The 16,390-nt window shown below is 47.7% G+C and carries 16 protein-coding genes; 11 read left to right on the plus strand and 5 right to left on the minus strand.

What is annotated here, in order from left to right; genetic code table 11:
* Positions 1-37 precede the first annotated feature (37 nt).
* Positions 38-724, plus strand: coding sequence for an HNH endonuclease (locus KNO99_RS06565; RefSeq protein WP_251130981.1), 687 nt, complete (start codon positions 38-40; stop codon positions 722-724).
* Positions 725-758: 34 nt separating this feature from the next.
* Here the strand turns inward: KNO99_RS06565 and htpG are convergent, their stop codons facing one another.
* The gene (gene htpG, locus KNO99_RS06570) at positions 759-2,627 is read right to left on the minus strand and encodes a molecular chaperone HtpG (protein ID WP_214746580.1); all 1,869 of its coding nucleotides are present in this window, start codon (positions 2,625-2,627) and stop codon (positions 759-761) included.
* Between the two features lie 278 nt (positions 2,628-2,905).
* On the opposite strand from htpG, the gene gloA2 reads away from it, so the two are divergent.
* Positions 2,906-3,286, plus strand: a complete 381-nt coding sequence (gloA2, locus tag KNO99_RS06575) for an SMU1112c/YaeR family gloxylase I-like metalloprotein (RefSeq protein WP_214746583.1) — start codon at positions 2,906-2,908, stop codon at positions 3,284-3,286.
* Positions 3,287-3,311: 25 nt separating this feature from the next.
* Here gloA2 and KNO99_RS06580 read toward each other — a convergent pair whose 3' ends face one another.
* Positions 3,312-3,938, minus strand: a complete 627-nt coding sequence (locus tag KNO99_RS06580; protein WP_214746586.1) for a TetR/AcrR family transcriptional regulator — start codon at positions 3,936-3,938, stop codon at positions 3,312-3,314.
* Between the two features lie 123 nt (positions 3,939-4,061).
* Between KNO99_RS06580 and KNO99_RS06585 the strand changes: the two genes are divergently transcribed.
* The 3 genes from KNO99_RS06585 (at position 4,062) to KNO99_RS06595 (ending at position 6,054) form a co-directional block, all read left to right on the plus strand.
* Positions 4,062-4,811, plus strand: coding sequence for an SDR family NAD(P)-dependent oxidoreductase (locus KNO99_RS06585; protein WP_214746589.1), 750 nt, complete (start codon positions 4,062-4,064; stop codon positions 4,809-4,811).
* A 104-nt stretch (positions 4,812-4,915) separates the two neighbouring features.
* Positions 4,916-5,545, plus strand: a complete 630-nt coding sequence (locus KNO99_RS06590) for an immunity protein Imm33 domain-containing protein (protein ID WP_214746592.1) — start codon at positions 4,916-4,918, stop codon at positions 5,543-5,545.
* A gap of 65 nt (positions 5,546-5,610) precedes the next feature.
* Entirely contained in the window at positions 5,611-6,054 is a 444-nt protein-coding gene (locus KNO99_RS06595) for a hypothetical protein (protein WP_371743049.1), read from the plus strand.
* Positions 6,055-6,087: 33 nt separating this feature from the next.
* Here KNO99_RS06595 and rluF read toward each other — a convergent pair whose 3' ends face one another.
* Positions 6,088-6,798 (minus strand): 23S rRNA pseudouridine(2604) synthase RluF, encoded by a 711-nt coding sequence (rluF, locus tag KNO99_RS06600; protein WP_015880301.1) that lies wholly within the window; start codon positions 6,796-6,798, stop codon positions 6,088-6,090.
* A 92-nt stretch (positions 6,799-6,890) separates the two neighbouring features.
* Here rluF and KNO99_RS06605 point away from each other — a divergent pair, with 92 nt between their 5' ends.
* Entirely contained in the window at positions 6,891-7,715 is an 825-nt protein-coding gene (locus KNO99_RS06605) for a hypothetical protein (protein ID WP_214746595.1), read from the plus strand.
* On the opposite strand, the gene KNO99_RS06610 is transcribed toward KNO99_RS06605, so the two are convergent.
* Together KNO99_RS06610 and KNO99_RS06615 are read right to left on the minus strand one after the other, a co-directional pair.
* Positions 7,681-8,331, minus strand: a complete 651-nt coding sequence (locus tag KNO99_RS06610; RefSeq protein WP_214746597.1) for a C39 family peptidase — start codon at positions 8,329-8,331, stop codon at positions 7,681-7,683. The genes KNO99_RS06605 and KNO99_RS06610 overlap by 35 nt on opposite strands.
* 74 nt (positions 8,332-8,405) lie before the next feature.
* The gene (locus tag KNO99_RS06615; protein WP_214746600.1) at positions 8,406-9,779 is read right to left on the minus strand and encodes a YjiH family protein; all 1,374 of its coding nucleotides are present in this window, start codon (positions 9,777-9,779) and stop codon (positions 8,406-8,408) included.
* Between the two features lie 260 nt (positions 9,780-10,039).
* Here KNO99_RS06615 and KNO99_RS06620 point away from each other — a divergent pair, with 260 nt between their 5' ends.
* From KNO99_RS06620 to KNO99_RS06640, 5 genes are all read left to right on the plus strand, one after another.
* A complete protein-coding gene (locus tag KNO99_RS06620) occupies positions 10,040-11,032 on the plus strand; it encodes an LLM class flavin-dependent oxidoreductase (protein WP_214746603.1) in 993 nt (330 codons plus the stop codon).
* A 137-nt stretch (positions 11,033-11,169) separates the two neighbouring features.
* Positions 11,170-14,340: an EAL domain-containing protein gene (locus KNO99_RS06625; protein WP_214746606.1), complete on the plus strand. Its 3,171-nt coding sequence runs from the start codon at positions 11,170-11,172 to the stop codon at positions 14,338-14,340.
* A gap of 2 nt (positions 14,341-14,342) precedes the next feature.
* Positions 14,343-15,098, plus strand: a complete 756-nt coding sequence (locus KNO99_RS06630) for a P-loop NTPase family protein (protein WP_214746610.1) — start codon at positions 14,343-14,345, stop codon at positions 15,096-15,098.
* Positions 15,086-15,943 (plus strand): MBL fold metallo-hydrolase, encoded by an 858-nt coding sequence (locus tag KNO99_RS06635; protein WP_214746612.1) that lies wholly within the window; start codon positions 15,086-15,088, stop codon positions 15,941-15,943. The genes KNO99_RS06630 and KNO99_RS06635 overlap by 13 nt, the downstream gene beginning before the upstream one ends.
* The gene (locus tag KNO99_RS06640; RefSeq protein ID WP_214746615.1) at positions 15,943-16,374 is read left to right on the plus strand and encodes a GNAT family N-acetyltransferase; all 432 of its coding nucleotides are present in this window, start codon (positions 15,943-15,945) and stop codon (positions 16,372-16,374) included. The genes KNO99_RS06635 and KNO99_RS06640 overlap by 1 nt, the downstream gene beginning before the upstream one ends.
* Positions 16,375-16,390: the final 16 nt, after the last annotated feature.

Genomic DNA, 16,390 nt, shown 5'->3' on the forward strand with positions numbered 1-16,390 from the left:
ATGGATTTATGAAATTTGTAAAAATAGGAGGATGTTTATGTATTTACCACCGTTGCAACCTAGTGGTAGGGACCGAGAATTTAAACAATATAGTGAATTACAAAGATATCAAGTGATTATCGGACATTTGATGGATGGATTGACACATAGAGAGATGGATGAGAGATTCTTAGGTTTAGATTCAGAAGAATCAAAGGGTTACCAATCCATGGGGATTCTTCATTATCTGGGTTTGAAGAAGGCATTCAAGTCAGTGTTTAAAAGTTTTACATTGGAACAGATGTTTCAAGAATTTAAGAGTCAAAAGGGTTATGAAAATATCGTTGCAGTTCTATCGGAAGTTGATTTAGGCGAGTATAACGCAATGGAAGATATCAGAGCGGAAGAAGCAGAAGATGGTAATTTTGTTTATGAAGGTAAAGAGAGATACTACTACGGTAAAAAGTATGAACGAGATGCTTCGAACCGGAGAAAAGCCATAGAATTTCATGGGGTCAACTGTATCGTGTGCGGCTTCAATTTTGAGTCTGTGTACGGTGAGAGAGGTAAAGATTTTATTGAAGTACACCATTTAAAACCATTGAGCACTCTAGATGAACCTGTGATAGTAAATCCTAAAACTGACTTGATTCCCGTCTGTTCTAATTGTCATAGGATGATTCACCGGAGAACTGAACAAGTACTGTCACCAAATCAGCTACGGCAGCTGATGAACAATAGATAAATGAAAAGACAGAGGTCGCCCTCTGCCTTCACCGTCACTCCGCCATCAACGCACACACCGCATTCGAATACGCTACCGGATCTTCAATCGGTAATCCTTCAATGAGGAGGGCTTGCTGATACAAGAGGTCTGTATATTGTTTCGCTTTTGCTTCATCTTCCTTATAAACACGTTGGAGCGTCTGGAAGATGGCATGCTCAGCATTCACTTCAAGTACTTTCTCCGCTTTCATACCGCTGCCATTTGGCATCGCGTTCAAAATCTTCTCCATCTCGATCGAGACGTCACCTGCGACCGTCAGACAGACCGGATGTGACTTGAGGCGTGTCGAGGCACGCACTTCTTTGACGCGGTCCCCGAGTTCTTCTTTCATGAAGGCGAACAAGTCTTGGTTGTCCTCGTTGAGCGACTTCGCTTCCGCGTCATCGAGACCGAGGTCGCCGCTCGCAATCGATTTGAACTCTTTGTCTTCATACGACTGAAGCATCTTGATTGCGAACTCGTCGATTTCTTCTGTGAAGTAGAGGATTTCATATCCTTCCTCTTTTAAGCGCTCTGCTTGTGGTAAGAGATCGATGCGATGGATTGATTCGCCTGTCGCATAATAGATGTATTTCTGATTTTCTTTCATCCGCTCAATGTACTCTTTGAGCGAGACGAGTTTCTTCTCATGAGAAGAATGGAAGAGAATCAAGTCTTTCAATTCGTCTTTGGCTGCGCCGAACTGGTCGTACACGCCGAACTTCAATTGGCGACCGAACGACTCGTAGAACTTCTCGTAGTCCTCGCGCTCGTTTTGGAGCATCTTCTCGAGCATCCCTTTGATTTTGGACTTCACGTTCTTCGCAATCACGCGAAGCTGGCGGTCTTGCTGCAACATTTCACGGGAAATGTTGAGTGAGAGGTCTTCAGAGTCGACCATCCCTTTGACGAAACCGAAATAGTCCGGCAAGAGGTCTGGTGACTTCTCCATGATCAAGACGCCGTTCGAGTAGAGCTCGAGCCCTTTCTCAAATTCTTTCGTGTAATAGTCGAACGGAACCGTTGACGGGATGTAGAGAATCGATTGATAACGAATCGTCCCATCGACGTTCAAGTGAAGATGCTTGAGCGGCTCATCAAAGCCATAGCGCTTCTCGTGATAGAACGCTTTGTAATCTTCGTCTGTCAACTCGCTCTTACGTTTTCGCCAAATCGGCACCATGCTGTTGACGGTCTCTTCTTCCTTGTAGTCCTCATACTCTTCTGAGTCCTCTTTTTGACGATGCTTCGTCACATCGAGTTTGATTGGATAACGGATGAAGTCCGAATGTTTCTTGATGAGCGAACGAATCTCATACTCTTCAAGGAATGACGAATACGCATCATCTTCCGTGTCTGCCTTCAAGTGGAGCATGATTTCTGTACCGATGTCCGCTTTGTCTATCGGTTCAATCGAATAGCCATCTGTGCCTTCTGACTCCCATACGTATCCTTGTTCACTGTCAATCGAGCGAGTCCGCACGATCACGCGGTCAGCGACCATGAACGCGGAATAGAACCCGACCCCGAATTGACCGATGAGGCTATGGTCTTCTTCCATCTTCGTCGCCTGTTTCATGGCGAGTGAACCGCTCTTGGCGATGATTCCGAGGTTCGTTTCGAGTTCTTCTTCTGTCATCCCAATCCCTGTATCGCGAATCGTGATTGTCCGCGCTTCTTTGTCGAGTTCGACTTTGACGAAGTAATCGTCTTTGTTGAACTCGATGCTCTCGTCGGAGAGGGCGCGATAATACATCTTATCGATCGCGTCACTTGCGTTCGAGATGAGCTCGCGCAAGAAGATGTCCTTATGTGTATAAATTGAGTGGACCATCAACTCTAAAATTCGTTTCGATTCCGTTTGAAACTGTTTCTTTGTCATGATCGTTCTCCCTTTTTTGTCTGTATTTTGGCACTCTCGTATAAAGAGTGCTAACACTATTGATTATCCTAAAAATTAGGAAGATGTCAACCGGATTTGAAGAAAAGATTGACGAGGACGTAGGTTTCGCATATAGTTGAGTACATGCGATGAGCTGGTCTATGTAAGACGGCGGACATTCCCTTGAGGAGCACGTTGTGGAGCGTGGTCCGTCGCGGTAGACTTTCGAGAGCACCTCTAGTGAGAGGTGCTCATTTTTTGTATACGGGGGTAGAAGGATGAACTTACACACGATTCACCACGTCGCAATCATTGCGTCGGATTACGATAAAGCCAAGCAGTTTTATGTCGAGGCACTCGGATTCGAAGTGATTCGAGAACACCACCGCCCCGAGAAACAGGATCACAAAATCGACTTACGTCTTGGTACATATGAGCTCGAGCTGTTCATCAAACCGGACAGTCCCGAGCGTCCAAGTTTTCCGGAAGCATGTGGTCTTCGCCACTTGGCCTTCAAGGTCGAGGACATCGAGTCCGTCGTCGCCGAATTGAATGAACGTGGGATTGCGACAGAACCGATTCGTCGTGATGATTTTACAGGAGAGAAGATGACTTTCTTCTTCGACCCCGATGGACTACCGTTAGAACTGCACGAATAAACCCCTTCACAAGGAAGGGGTTTTCTTATGCCCGAATGGATGCGAGGAACATCTCTTTTAAAGCACGCAATTGTACGGCCGGTTCGATATCGTCCTCTAAATAACTGATGTGAGACTTCAATAGGATGTTGTTGCCGAACGTCCCGAACGTATTGATGATTGTGACGACGGTCACCTTCACATCGATATCCGAGCGGAATGAACCGTCTCGTTTCCCGTCTTCAATCAACGGTTCGAGTGTCTGCATGATTCGTCGTTGTACCTCAATGTATGTCTCGATGCCAGGAAGGGGTGTGGCGACGAACGATGCATAGCTCTCGAACGCCTCACGAAAACGGGCGTGGTCCGTCCGCTCCAACTGCATCTCGAAAAAGTGGTTCAAGATGATCTCGAGCCGTTCATAGGCATTGCCTTCCTCATTCACAAACTGTTCAAATCGCTCGAGTGTCGGCTGTAGATTTTTGACGGCCGCTGCGACGATCAATTGGTCTTTCTTCGGAAAATAGCGAAACAGTGTCGCTACCCCAATCCCTGCCGCATCCGCAATGTCCTGCATTTGAACTTTCTCAAAGCCATTCTCTAAAAATAAGCGTTCGGCCTCTTGGATAATCAGCTGGATTCGTTCTTCTTTGTTTTGTTGTCGTTTACTCAATTCCATCACCTCATTGTCTGTCCCTAGTATATCGTCTTCGAGCAGTTTCGTTGAGATTAATGCCATATCCAATTATGATTATGATAGTTAGACTATCATAATTTAATGAATGGAGCTGGGACAATGCGTTTACAGGGGAAAGTAGCGGTCATCACAGGGGCAGGAAGCGGTATGGGAGAGTCGACGGCATGTCTATTCGCAAAAGAAGGAGCGACGGTCGTCGCAACAGATATCAATGAACAAGGGGTACAAAGCGTAGTCGAGTCGATTCGTGCACAAGGTGGGGAAGCCATCGCAGTGAAGCATGACGTGACCTCACGCTCGAGTTGGGAAGACGTGTTTGCAGAAGTGGAAGCGACGTGTGGCAAATTGGATATCCTCATCAATAATGCCGGAATCGCACTCGCGAAACCGTTCTTGGAACAGACAGAAGAGGACTGGGCGCGCACGTATCGCATCAACATCGATGGGGTTATGTTAGGGACGCAGTATGCAATTCCGCTCATGACAGAGAATGGCGGAGGATCGATCGTCAACATCTCCTCCATCTCAGCACTGACAGGTATGGCAGGTGCCGGGGCATACACGGCCTCGAAAGGTGCTGTCCGTTCTCTCACGAAAGCAGCGGCCGTCGATTACGGGAAGCAAAACATTCGCGTCAACTCGGTACATCCAGGGTACATCGTGACACCGATGAGTGCGCCACACATGGAACATCCAGACTATAAGCAACATTTCTTGAATCAAATCGCTTTGCCGAATCTCGGACAAGCGGATGAGGTGGCGGCAGCCGTGCTCTTCCTCGCGTCAGACGAAGCGAATCATATTAGCGGGATCGAACTTCCGGTAGACGGTGGCGTGACGGCGAAATAACACCATGTGGATTTAGTTCTTCTGAACTGAATCCTTTTTTGTATTCTTGAGTCGTAACTGTCTATGCTAACTAGGAGGTAGTTTCGTTATTTAGGAGGGATTAGATGAACTGGTATTTAGATGATGCACATGCATTGCATCGAGCAGCTCCTTATACGTTTTATATACCGAGCACAGCGGTATTGAGCCGATTAAAAGTCGATGACTATGTGAAATTGATTTTTGCGACTGATGTTGCTGAGCCTGATGGGTATCGGGGAGAACGGATGTGGGTCCGAATCACATCGGTCAACGGTAATCAGTTTGAAGGTGTGCTCGATAATGAGCCGTATCGTTTACCAATCACGTTAGGTACCGTCCTTTCGTTCGGGATGGAGCATATTTGTCAGACCGAACTTGAAGATCCAGCTGAGGATGAGTGGGATTATTATATGGATACGCTTGTGACGGTCAGTGCGGATGTGTTAGAACGTGAAGAATTTCATTTTATGTTGCGAGATGAGCCACATGAGGAAGGGGATTCAGGTTGGTCCTTTTTGAGCGGATATGAAGATGATGCTTACTTAAATGATGCAGATCATTTTCACATCGTTTCAATCGGTGTCATCTTGAATATCGATGACTCTATCCTAACGTTCGTTAAACAGCCACCACTTTGTGTGTATGAACGTGACGAGGATGGAGAGTTTCAAGAAATTGAAGACTTCGACTGGGATGGGTATTTGAATGGCTAACAAAAAGTCGTCGGTGTGCCCTTTGTTTACCAGATTAAATAGGCACGTTAATTTAGAGGAAGTTGGTGCGAAAAGTGAAAACTCAATTCGAGATGGAACGGATTTGGATGGATGAGACTGAGCTGTTCTATCAGGTTAGGCTTCAGCTCCATGCATCCGTCTGTTCGAGCAATCAAGATGTATATATACAGGACGAGACGTTGCAAGAACTGATTGACTCAATCGATGGATTCAATAACATATGGGGAAAGAATCCCGTGACTTGGGAGTTGTTGAACCCGGATGCGGATGACCAAAAAATCAGCCTCACGTTCACACTGATTGATCGGACAGGCACGATTCAAGTCGACGTCTTCATCCATGACGAGTGGCCACACGATTCGTTCGATCACTTCCATGCGACTTTCAAGTTCAGAACGACAATGGGTCAGCTCGATGACTTGAGCGCTCAACTCAAACGTTTCATTCGCCGTGAGACCGACCATGTCGCATCACTTCGACCAGAATAAAAAAACAAGCCTAGACGCGCGTCTAGGCTTGTTTTAGTACCATTCTTTCGGTTCGTAATTCAATTCACGGAACAACTGCTCGCGCTCTTTTTTCGAAAGGTCGCGCCATTGTCCAGGCGGGAGTTTCCCGAGCGTGATGTTCATGACACGCACGCGTTGAAGACGGAATACTTCATAGCCGAGCGCCTCACACATCCGACGGATCTGACGGTTGAGTCCTTGCGTGAGGGTGATGTTGAAGTCGAATTTCGAGAGCGGACGCACTTTACACGGTAGCGTCTTCTGTCCGAGGATTTTGACGCCGGCTTCCATCTGTTCGACGAACTCTGGTGTGATCGGCTTATCGACCGAGACGATGTATTCTTTCTCGTGCTCGCCTTCTGCGCGGAGGATTTCGTTGACGATATCGCCATCGTTCGTCATGAGGATGAGACCTTCTGAGTCCTTATCGAGACGACCAATGTTGAAGATGCGGAGCGGGTGGTTGACCATGTCGACCAAGTTTCCTTTTACTTTCTTCTCTGTCGTACTCGTGATCCCGACCGGTTTATGGACGGCGATATACACGTTGTTTCGTGCGACACGTGCGACCGAACCGTTGACGAGGACTTCATCCCCCGGTTTGACCTGGTCGCCGATTTTTGCTTTTTTCCCGTTGATGGTGACGCGTCCCTCTTCGACGAGACGGTCGGCTTGGCGGCGGGACGCCTTGCCTGATTCACTGATGAATTTATTGATGCGCATGTATACACGTCCTTTGTTTGGCTTCGTCCTATCACTATAACGCATTTTATGAACTCTCGAAAGCGGGAAACGAACGGGAGAGGAGGGATGACATGGAGGCAGTACAATTGTTACAAGATGCAATCCGATTTCAAGCAACGTTATGTGAGACATCGTTTGGTCAAGAACTGATTTCGGAGGCATCGCCTGTCCTTTGGTACGGTCGTCCTCGTGCGAATCAATGGCTGACTATTGGGACGAACCCGTCACGCGGCGAGTTTTTACATCGAGATGGGACACCGAGAACGGGGCAAGCCCAAAAGTTCTATTGGCGTGACGCGCTCTCGTTTGAAGATTACCTCGGAAATGAAGAGGCGCTACAAGAAACGATTGAACGAGCATCGGCCTATTTCGAATCAGGTCGCGCGACGACGAGCTGGTTCGGAAAACCGGGTGGCGCCAAACTTGAGGCGCTGTTGAACGGGATGGGGCGAACGTTTTATGACAATCCGGCCTCTGTCATCCACGTCGATTTTTTTAAACTTGCGACGTATGAACAAATGGGGAAGATGAAGGCCGGACGCGGTTGGATGGAGCATCCGACCTCAATCGAGTTATTAGAGCGCACAATTACAACCATCAACCCGACCCGTTTGATTGTGCTCGGGCGAGAGAATTGTCGTGCCTTCACAGGTTTCTCGACGACGGGGAGACTGGAAGCTTATCCTGCCATCACCTATGAAATCGGACGCCATGAATCAGGCATCCCGATGATTGGACTTCATATGAAGCCGTCTGAAGTGTTCGTCGGGCTCGGGAATGGTCGTGATTCAAACGGGCTACATTACGGGTCATATGCAAAGCGCGAGCATCTGTTACGAATCGGACAAGCGCTTGAAACGATTATGGACGAGTGGCTGGTGGATGGACGCGTGTGATACTTCCCCAGAAATTGAATTCATTGAAGTCGATATAGCGCACGTCTTTTGAACGGTTGTCGAGCACGGCCAACAAGATGACGTCCGGAAAACCCCGTTTTTCAAACTGTAAATAACCGATTCCCGTGACGGAATGATTTTTATAAAAACCGTTCGCCATATTCAACACAAACGGGCGACCCGCTTTCAGCTCACGCTCAAACGTCGACCATTTCCATAGATAGCGGGAACTGCCTCGACCGTCATACCCGTATCGCTTCCACAGTTTCGTAATGATGGTGGCGATTTGAGTCGGGGGTGTCCCTTTCTCATCTTTGAAATGATGCCTGAAGGCGATCTCGCGCACATCTTCTTGAATCTGTGTCACATCATCTGGGATATTCGTATACCCATGGTCTCGATAGAAACGAAAGATTGCGGTGATGGACGTCAACGTACAGTTGTTCTTTCCGTTTTCGAACTGGCGTTGGAGTAAGACGGGCACGCCTTCAATCTGTACAGAGCGCTTTAATGTCCAGCGTCCGTGATACCGATCGTTCACGTAAAGCTCTGGGTCGATGATTCCGGCATATCCGTTGTTCGCGACCTCGAGTTGTCCTGCAAATGGGTGCTCCATCTTGATCTCCCTCCTTTTTCTTTTAGTATACAAAGGACGCCCTATCTCATAAAAGAGAAAGGGCGTCGTTTTCGTTAAAAGACAAGATGCGCGATTCCGACGATGATCGGAAGCGTGATGAAGGTGCGTAACAAGAAGATTAAGACGAGGTCGAGGAATGAAATCGGTAGTTTTGAACCGAGCAACAACCCCCCGACTTCAGACATGTAGATCAGCTGAGTGACAGACAGTGTGGCGATGACGAAACGTGTCAATTCGCTCTCGATGCCGCTTCCGAGGACGGCCGGCAAGAACATATCTGCGAAACCGACGACCATCGTCTGAGCGGCCTCTGATGCCTCAGGCACTTGCAGGAGCATCAGGATTGGTTCGAACGGCTTTCCGATAATGGTAAAGAACGGCGTATATTCTGCGATGACGACCGCGATTGTCCCGACCGCCATGACGACAGGGAGAACACCGATCCACATATCGAGGACGTTTTTGAAGCCGTCTTTGAGTGTCTCTAGGAAACTTTTACTCGAACGTGACTTTTGTAGCGCTTGTATCAACGCCCACTTCCCGAGTGAAACGTCTGACGGCACCTCTTCTTCCGGTTTAAGCTCGGTCTTCTCATAAGCCGTATCTGCTTTTTTAGATAGTGGATAAATCCGTGGCATGATGAGCGCTGCGACCAAGCCAGATAAGACAATCGCTCCGTAGTATGGCAAGAAATATTGGTCGAGTTCGACATATTGTAAGACGACGATGGTGAACGTGATCGAGACGACGGAGAAGGTCGTCGCAATAATCGATGCTTCCCGTTTCGTGTAATAACCTTCCTCATACTGTTTGGTCGTCAGTAGAATCCCAATCGTCGCATCCCCGACCCATGAAGCGAGCGAGTCGAGTGAGGCGCGCCCTGGCAAGCGGAAGAGTGGGCGCATGATTTTCATCAAGAACGTCCCGACGAACTCGAGAAGCCCAAAGTTCAAAAGGAGCGGTAACAACATACCTGCAAAAAAGAATGTCGCAAACAAGATTGGAATCAAATCAAAGAGGAGCAAACCTCCTGTGAATTCTGACGTGATCATTTCTGGTCCGAGTGTGAGTAGCGTCATCACACCGGCGACAAAACCGATGATGCGCATGACGAACCAAAACGGTGTCACGCTAAAGAGTGCGTTGATGGACGGTCGTTCCACCATAAAAGCAGGACGTGTCGTAAACAACAATAAAGATCCGACAATCGAAATCCCCATCATGATGACAGCGAGTGTCGGGACGAATTCGCCAATCCACTCAATCAATAGATTGGATAAGAAAGCGACCGGAATCGTAAAGCCTTCTTCTGATGAAATTGGTACGATGAAAAACATGATGCCGATGAGCGATGGAATCAAGAACTTAAAAAAGTCTCGACTCGAAAAAGAAGGTTTCTTTCCGTCTGGTGTTGATGAACCATTCATGATGCATTCCCCATTTCCCCGAAGTGTTTGTACTGTCTATGTATCCCCATTACACATCCAGCCCTTATTAAAACGTATTTCTTTATTAGTATAAAAAATAGGACCAGGTGCTATCAACCGAATGCGTAAATTTTCTGAAAAATATAAAGCAGACACTAGGCAAAACATTCGTATTCCCTTGAAGCATTTAGTATGATGACGGCGAGTCCAACAAATTCAAGATATTTAGAAACTTCATTATAGAGATAGGAGAATGCATCATGAGATTGAGTGTGTTAGACCAGGCGCCGGTCACATCGGGTCATACAGGCGAGCATGCGCTGAACAGCGCGGTCGAGCTCGCACAAGTCGCAGAGGAGTTAGGATATTACCGGATGTGGATGGCGGAGCACCATGGCGGCATGTCGTTCGCGAGCTCGGCTCCGGAAGTCATCACGGCCTATCTGGCAGCAAAGACGAACAAGATTCGTCTCGGGTCCGGCGGCATCATGATGATGCACTATTCGCCACTGAAGATGGCGGAAGTGTTCAAGACGCTCAGCGCCCTTGCACCAGGACGCATCGACTTCGGTGTCGGACGCGCCCCAGGCGGTGACGCGAACGCGATTTATGCGATGTCACAAGGGCAGAAGCCGATGATGGACGGTCTATACGAAAAGCTCGATACGACGCTTCAATTAATCAAAGATGAAGCACCAGAAGAGAGATGGTATAAGAACACACCGGCCGCCCCAACAGGCGTCACGCTTCCGGAAGCGTGGTTACTTGGGTCGAGCGGAAACAGTGCCGTACAAGCCGGTCGGATGGGACTCGGCTATTCCTTCGCACAGTTTTTCAATGGCGAACTGAGTGCCGACACACTCGATACGTATCGTCACCACTTCACTCCGTCTGACTTTATGGAGAAGCCGGACATCAGCGTCACGTATTTGGTCACGACGGCAGAGACGGAAGAAGAGGCGGAATATTTGGCTCGGCCGTCCGATTTGTCGCGTCTCTTCTTGATGCGCGGACAGTTGAGACAGCTGTTGAGTCCAGAAGCAGCCCACGACTATCCGCTCACGGAAGTCGACAAGATTCATATCGCCAACAACCGGGCGATTCACCTCGTGGGGACGCCCAAAAAAATCGCAGAACAACTGCGAGACGAGTCGGAGCGCTATGGTTTTGACGAAGCGATGATTTGTAGCATCCAGCATAAACAAGAGGATCGCTTGAACGTCTATCGCCTGTTGGCGAACGAGTTGCTTTGATTCGACGAACACCTTCTCAGATTGAGGAGGTGTTTTTGTATGAATGAAAAACGTTTTCCCATTTTTTCAAAGGTTTTCTCCATAGTCGGAGCGAAACCAACTACACTATAAGAAAAAGGAACAGGTGGAGGTATACGATGCAACGGATGAAAGGCGACCCATATTATCTATTCGAGCTGTTCACACGCTTGTATCGAATGGTATTTCTAATGGAAGTGACGGATGAAGGCTATCGTTATGTTCATGTGAGCGATCAGGGAAAAGTCGCTTCCTCGCTTCCTGATGATGTGGAAGGTCAGTATTTACATGAGATGTATCGCTCAGAAGTAGCAGATGAATTGATTGGACATTATGATGCGGTCGTCGAGACGGGGGAACCGGTCTATTTCATGTCAAAAATGAATATCGAATCCAATACGGCCCGATTCGCCTCCTCTATGCTTGTGCCGATCGAAGATGAATCGGGTGTCGTGCGCTACGTGCTCAGTTTGACGACGGATTTGTCAGAAGAAGCGGAAATCAAGTTGTTGCGTAGTATCGAACATATGGACTATTTGACGGGAATGCCGAATTTGATGAAAGTCAAATTGGACCTTGATCAACTGTTTGAGCGCCAGAGCACGGAAGAAACGAGTGTGATGCGCCTACATATCAATCGTTTCAAGATGATGATGTCGCTCCAAGGGGTGGAGCGCTCGAATGAATTGATTAAAGACATCACGCGTCAATTGGCGAATACACTCCCGCAAGGTTCCATCATCGGTCGGGTCGATGGGGAAGATTTTATCGCGGTCTTGCCCCACGTCCCGATGAAGACGGCCTTTATGTATGCGGAACATTTACTTGATGTCATCGCGAATCAGTCTTACAAAGTGGCCGATGCAGAATTCCCATTATCAAGTTGTATCGGCATCGGTTCAGGAACGTCTGACGCTGATCGCGTGATTATGAACGCTTCAACCGCTCTGCTTGAAGCACGCCAGGCCGGTAATCAAACGATTCGTTTATATGAACACGATGAGTATGTACAGCGTTACATTGATGAAATCATGATCGAAACGGAACTGGTAAAGGCGCTCAAACAAGACGAACTATATATGGTCTATCAACCGAAAGTGTCGATGGATGGGTCGATTCATTTTGAGGCGCTCATTCGTTGGAATAGCCCGGTACTTGGGTTCGTCTCTCCTGAAACGTTCATTCGTGTTGCGGAACAGTCACTTCTCATTGAAGACGTGACGCAATTCGTCATGAATCGAGTCTGTCAGGACGTATCTGCACATCCAGAGCAATTCGAAGGTCGTCGTGTCGCCGTGAATGTGTCACCGAATTTGTTTCATGAGCATCACATGAATGAATTGGTGACCATCATTTCGTCATATGACCTGAAGCCGGAGCAGTTTGAGTTCGAAGTGACGGAGCACACACTTATGCATGAACCGGTAGCTGCCATCAAAACGGTTGAATCGTTGAAGCAGCAAGGATTCCGATTGATGATTGATGATTTTGGGGTAAGTTATTCTTCTTTAAATTACTTGAAGCTATTTGAAATCGATGGCATCAAGATTGACCGATCATTCGTTGCACAACTCGATCAAGAGAATGGGATGAAAGAATACGAAATCGTCAAACTGATTGTGTCACTCGCTAAAAAGTTAGAACTCGAAGTGACAGCAGAAGGCGTGGAAACGGAAGAACAGTATCGTATTTTACGTCAGCTCGGCTGTGATGAAATTCAAGGTTATTTCTTTAGCCGTCCGATGGCGCTCGAAAACCTAGATGAGGCACTCGAAATCTTGTATTCTCACCAGGCGGTCTTATTGAAAATTGAACAGCCGTCGCAGTTACTTCATCCTTCACTTGATGAACGCGAGATAAAGCGAATAAAGGCCATCTTACGATTGGAGATTTTAAACACGCCACAAGAAGAACGGTTTGATCGGATTTCTCGTTTGGTCGCACAAACGTTGCAGATGCCGATTGCCTTCATCTCCATCATGACGACGGACCAGCAATGGTTCAAATCGTGTGTCGGGATCGAACTCGAATCTTCTCATCTTAAGCGAGAGTGGACGCTATGTACGCGAGTCGTCACGTCGGAACGTCCGATTGTGATTGAAGATGTGGCAGCTGAAGCATTTGAGAGTGACAGTCCGTGGCTCGATCAAGTCGGGTTTTATGCCGGGGTGCCGCTCCGGACGAAACAAGGTCACGTCATCGGTACGCTTTGTGTGGTAGATGCTCAGGCGAGAACATTCACTGAAGAGAATCTACATGCGCTCGAGTCGTTCACACACTGGGTCATGGCAGAGATTGAACATACAGAAATGTCACGGCGACAAATCAAACGCCAACAAGTCGTAGAGGCGTTGTATGAAGCGACGGCACTTCGCATGCCGTTTCAAGACCAGTTGGCACGAGTTCAAGAAATCTTATTGGAATGGGTCGGTTACTCGCATGCCGTGATCTTCTCAAGTGAATCCTCACATCGTCTCTTGGTCGAGAATGGGGTGTCTCGTCTGATGTGGGAGGAAGAAGAACTGCGCACCCTCCATCAACTGACGACGGTCGGTTCACAAACTCTTCAAGAAGGAGAACTGATTGTAGATGGAATTGAGTTCACAACGATTGTCAGCTTCCCTTTGACACATAAACACCAAGTGTTTGGGTGGATTGTCTTATTGGCGGAACAAGGTAATTTAAACGATCAACTCGACGAAGAAACCCTGCAAGAGTTGGCAGACACGATTCGATTGCTTGCAAGATGGTTAGAGAACGGAATCCGGAAAGAGCGGAAACAACGCGAAATGATTCGAATTGCGACACAGGATCAACTAACAAAACTCTGTAATCGATATACACTCATGACCGATCTATATAGACAGATTCAGCGTTCACAAACAGTCACATTGTTGTTGATCGATATAGACGACTTCAAACGGATTAATGATCAATATGGTTACCTGATCGGAGATGAGTTATTGATTGAAATCGCACAACGATTGAGCGGATTCGTGGAAACGTTCGGAGGTCAAGTATATCGATTTTCAGCTGATGAATTCGTTGTCGTTCAAGAGGATGGACCTGTTGGCTTAAAGGAGATGAACAACGTTATTTCCCAGGGAATAAACGCGTCAAATGGTGAAACCATACGTCTTACAGTAAGTATCGGAGTCGCCACAATCCAATCTACCTCAACGATTGATTCGATTCTTCAGCAAGCGGATGCGGCTATGTATATTGCGAAGAACAATGGTGGCAACCAATGGTTTCAATACGATGGATATTCAAATGGTGAGGAGTTTTGAATATGGGGAAATTGTGGTTGATTGAGGGGCTGCCGGGAAGTGGGAAATCCACATTTGCTGAAAAGATATGTGCGTTGAAAGAAGGTATCTTCTATTCGGAAGTGGACGCTGCTCACCCCGTCGATCTGCATGAAATCTACTGGGTAACGGAACCACCTTCACATGGTACGATTCTTGATGAAATTGAAGGCGGGTGGCTCGTTCGTTACGATGAAGGGGAAGAGCGCGTAGGAACGGATGTCTATGAGTTGCCCTTTGCACTCCACACACGAATCATGTGCGAACGATGGCGACGTTATGTAACGAAATTCGAGCAGGAAGAACGTGACGTCGTCTTTGAATGTGCGTTGTTTCAAAATCCGTTCACGATTGGGATGGTCGCCCAAGACGTTTCGTTAGAGGCGATTGAAGCATACGTTCAAGAAATTTCATCGATTCTAAAACCAATCGAACCAATCATCATATATTTGGAGTTAAACGATGTCGCTCGGATATTTCCAGTCGTCTACGACGAGCGACCGATTGAATGGCAACAGGGGTTTGTCGAGTATTACACGACAGGGTCCTATGCATCGAAACGTAACCTTGTCGGTGTATCGGGGACGATTGCGGTATTGGCGGACAGACAGCGACTTGAGCTTACATTGCTTGATCGGATCCCGTTTCGTCATGTCCGAATCCAAAATGATGAGCGTTCTTCATTTGAAGAACTAACCAAATTGATAGAAGAGGAGTCGAGCCGTTCATGCAAACCTTGATCAAACATTCGGAACGTTTTTGGTATATGACGCCGGTTGCGCATACGGACCGTCCGATTCTTGGTGCCGTTGTCGGTGACACACATACGTTACTCATTGACGCGGGCAACTCCGTGGCCCATGCCTCAACCTTTTTAGGACAGCTTCAAGAGCGTGGCCTCCGTGCGCCTTCGATGGTTGCATTGACACATTGGCACTGGGATCATATCTTCGGTCTTCCTGCCTTAGAAGGAGTGGTCTCAATCGCAAGCGAGGCGACAAAGCACGAGATGGAGAAGCTCGTCCCTTACGCTTGGGACGATGCATCATTGAATCAACGAGTTGCTGAAGGAATTGAAATCGAGTTTTGTGCCCAGGCGATCCGCGAAGAGTATGGTGATTCGCGAGACATTCAAATCGTTCTGCCGACACTGACGTTTCAGGAATCGTTGACGCTCGATCTTGGTGGGATCCATGTCATATTGAGGCATGTCGGTGGCGACCATGCAAAAGATGCTGTTGTCCTGTATGTCGTAGAAGAGCGGGTTCTATTTTTAGGAGACGCGTTATACGCGGACATCTATTCTCCGACACGGCGAATGACTCCGGAAGAAACCCTTCGGTTGTTGGATATATTGGAGGCGTTTGATGCCCAACAGATTGTCTGGTCACACGGTGAGATGGTGAGTCGTGAAGCGTTCGCAGAAGATTGTCTGGCATTAAGAAGAATCGCCACCATTTCGCGTGATTTCCCGGGAAATGGTGATAACATCACTCAATCATACGCTTCACTCGTCAATCGTGAGATCAACGAGGAAGAGGAGGAATTGATTTCGTTTTTTGTGAATGGGACGGTGGAGAATTAATGCATACGATTGTACGAATCCATGAAGAAGACGAGTCATTTCAACAGTTTTTGACTGGGAAGCTACGTGATTATAACAATGTTCACTCTGCGCATCATCGCGAGATTCGCGAGGCGATTGTACCGGCCATTCAATTGAAAATCGAGCAAGAAGGACGGATCATTGCTGGCTTGTACGGGAGTGTGTATTGGGGATGGTTCGATTTAGACCGTTTATGGGTGGAGTCGAACGTTCAGGGACAGCGGCTCGGGAGTCGGTTGCTTGAAGAAGGGGAGACGATTGCGAAGTCGCTCGGTGCGACGCGTGTGAAGTTGACGACGTTCTCGTTTCAGGCGAAATCATTTTATGAGCGCTTTGGCTATACGGTCGCCGGTGTGCTACCGGACTACCCGCCTGGATCTGACTATTACATGATGATGAAGGAACTATAAAAGGCGACACGAGGTC

The sequence above is a fragment of the Exiguobacterium sp. s189 genome (assembly GCF_018617615.1).
Lineage (GTDB): Bacteria > Bacillota > Bacilli > Exiguobacteriales > Exiguobacteriaceae > Exiguobacterium > Exiguobacterium aestuarii_A.

Bases quoted from the DNA above. Each gene is read 5' to 3' on its own strand.
- KNO99_RS06590 (WP_214746592.1), top strand. From the start codon at position 4,916: ATGAACTGGTATTTAGATGATGCACATGCATTGCATCGAGCAGCTCCT.
- rluF (WP_015880301.1), bottom strand. From the start codon at position 6,798: ATGCGCATCAATAAATTCATCAGTGAATCAGGCAAGGCGTCCCGCCGC.
- KNO99_RS06565 (WP_251130981.1), top strand. From the start codon at position 38: ATGTATTTACCACCGTTGCAACCTAGTGGTAGGGACCGAGAATTTAAA.
- KNO99_RS06635 (WP_214746612.1), top strand. From the start codon at position 15,086: ATGCAAACCTTGATCAAACATTCGGAACGTTTTTGGTATATGACGCCG.
- KNO99_RS06625 (WP_214746606.1), top strand. From the start codon at position 11,170: ATGCAACGGATGAAAGGCGACCCATATTATCTATTCGAGCTGTTCACA.
- KNO99_RS06610 (WP_214746597.1), bottom strand. From the start codon at position 8,331: ATGGAGCACCCATTTGCAGGACAACTCGAGGTCGCGAACAACGGATAT.
- KNO99_RS06630 (WP_214746610.1), top strand. From the start codon at position 14,343: ATGGGGAAATTGTGGTTGATTGAGGGGCTGCCGGGAAGTGGGAAATCC.
- KNO99_RS06615 (WP_214746600.1), bottom strand. From the start codon at position 9,779: ATGAATGGTTCATCAACACCAGACGGAAAGAAACCTTCTTTTTCGAGT.
- KNO99_RS06620 (WP_214746603.1), top strand. From the start codon at position 10,040: ATGAGATTGAGTGTGTTAGACCAGGCGCCGGTCACATCGGGTCATACA.
- gloA2 (WP_214746583.1), top strand. From the start codon at position 2,906: ATGAACTTACACACGATTCACCACGTCGCAATCATTGCGTCGGATTAC.
- KNO99_RS06640 (WP_214746615.1), top strand. From the start codon at position 15,943: ATGCATACGATTGTACGAATCCATGAAGAAGACGAGTCATTTCAACAG.
- htpG (WP_214746580.1), bottom strand. From the start codon at position 2,627: ATGACAAAGAAACAGTTTCAAACGGAATCGAAACGAATTTTAGAGTTG.
- KNO99_RS06605 (WP_214746595.1), top strand. From the start codon at position 6,891: ATGGAGGCAGTACAATTGTTACAAGATGCAATCCGATTTCAAGCAACG.
- KNO99_RS06585 (WP_214746589.1), top strand. From the start codon at position 4,062: ATGCGTTTACAGGGGAAAGTAGCGGTCATCACAGGGGCAGGAAGCGGT.